Annotated in this window: 1 protein-coding gene; it reads left to right on the top strand. The window is 66.1% G+C overall.

The window, feature by feature from the left end:
• Positions 1-580: 580 nt before the first annotated feature.
• A complete protein-coding gene (gene ltrA / locus AB0I81_RS63965; RefSeq protein ID WP_360680686.1) occupies positions 581-1,849 on the top strand; it encodes a group II intron reverse transcriptase/maturase in 1,269 nt (422 codons plus the stop codon).
• Positions 1,850-1,923: the final 74 nt, after the last annotated feature.

The following is a 1,923-nucleotide window of genomic DNA, read 5'->3' as shown; positions in this document are numbered from 1 at the left end:
TCATGGTGTGCCCAGCATGGGCGATTGCCTGGGGGTGGAAGTCCCCTGGAGGAAGAGGTGGTGCTAACTCCGAGCCGGAGGCAAGGGCGTCGTCGTGAGGCGGGGTCTGGAGGAAGCCCGAGGCGAAACCTTGCACCGAGGGACACGAACCGCGTATGAGGCCGGATGGGTCTGGGTGAGCCTGCCATGGAAGGTGAAGCCCGTCATCACCGACAGGACCGTCAGGTAGACGCGGCGGGCGCAGGGGGAAGGTGGTCGTTCTTACCTGGGGAGATCTGTCCGGGTGTCGGTTGTGCTGTCGTTGTCGCCGCGCCGACGGTCCTGGCCGTGAGGTCGGGTCTGACCGGGCAGAAGTCAGCAGAGGCCGTAGTACCGGTGAGGGGAACGGACAACCAGCCGGGAAGGGCCGAACGTCAAGTAACACGGTCGAGGGTGAGGTGCTCGTGCCGGTCGCGGTGATCGCAGCCATCCCGTGGACGCGGGCCCGCAGGGGGAGGAGACGGTGAGTCCGTCAGAGCCCACAGCGGAGCGTAGCGGCAGGTCGGCGCCCTTGTCGGAGGCCGTGATCCCTGGCTTGGAGGTGTCGCTGTGGGCGGAGTTGCTCTCGCCGGCGAATCTGGGCAGGGCGTTGAGGCGTGTGGAGGCCAACCGGGGCGCGCCGGGTGTGGACGGGATGACCACGGAGCAGTTGCGGCCGTGGATCCGTGAGCACTGGGCGGGTGTGCGGGAGGCGCTGGACGCGGGCACGTATCGGCCGTTGCCGGTCCGCCGGGTGGTGATCCCCAAGCCCGGGGGTGGGGAACGTGCGCTGGGGGTGCCCACTGTGCTGGACAGGTTGATCCAGCAGGCGATCGCGCAGGTCCTGACGCCGATTTTCGATCCGCACTTTTCCGGGTCGTCGTTTGGGTTTCGTCCTGGCAAGTCCGCTCATCAGGCGGTGCGGGTCGCGCGGCGGGCCATCGATGACGGGTTGAGGTGGGTCGTGGATGTCGATCTTGACCGGTTCTTCGACCGGGTCAACTTCGACGTTGTGATGGCGCGGGTGGCGCGCAAGGTCACCGACCGCAGGCTTCTCAAGCTCATCCGGGCGTATCTGGAGGCCGGGGTGATGGCCGACGGGATCGTTCAGGCGAGTGTGGAGGGGACCCCGCAGGGTTCCCCGTTGTCGCCGATCTTGTCGAACGTCATGCTGGACGATCTGGACCGGGAGTTGTGGAAGCGTGGTCACCGGTTCGTGCGCTATGCCGACGACCTGCGGGTCTTCGTGCGCAGCAGGCGGGCCGCCCAAAGGGTGCTCGACTCGGTCACGACCGTGGTCGAGCAGCGGCTGAAACTGAAGGTGAACCGGGAGAAGTCTTCGGTCCGGCACGCTCGCGAGGCGACGTTGCTGGGGTTCGGGTTCTACTTCACCCGCTCCGGGGTCAAGATCCGGGTCGATCCCAAGGCGTTGCGGCGTCTGAAGGACCGGCTGCGGAAGTTGACCAGCCGGAGGTGGAGTGTGTCGATGATCTGCAGAATCGACAGGCTCAATGCATTCATCCGTGGGTGGATGGGCTACTTCGCCCTGGCGGACCTGGGACGCAGGCTCCGTGATGTGGATGAGTGGTTCCGCCGCCGGATGCGGCAGATCCGTTGGAAGGAATGGAAACGCTACTCGGCCAAGCGCCGCAACCTCCGCCGCTTGGGCATTCCCGACCGTACGGCACGGGAATGGGCCATCAGCAGCAAGGGGTATTGGCGCATCGCCGGGTCACCCGTTCTCCAGCGCGCTCTGCCCAACGCTTATTGGGATGACCTTGGTCTGCTTGGACTCCAGAACACCTGGCGCGGGCTCAGAACCACGGCTTGACGAACCGCCGGATGCGGGCCCGCATGTCCGGTGGTGTGAGAGGAGGGTGAGGCGACCTCACCCTCCTACTCGAT

The sequence above is a fragment of the Nonomuraea sp. NPDC050404 genome (assembly GCF_040655495.1).
GTDB lineage: Bacteria > Actinomycetota > Actinomycetes > Streptosporangiales > Streptosporangiaceae > Nonomuraea.
Note: the sequence above shows the minus strand (reverse complement) of the source record. Positions and strands in the feature narration are given on the sequence as shown.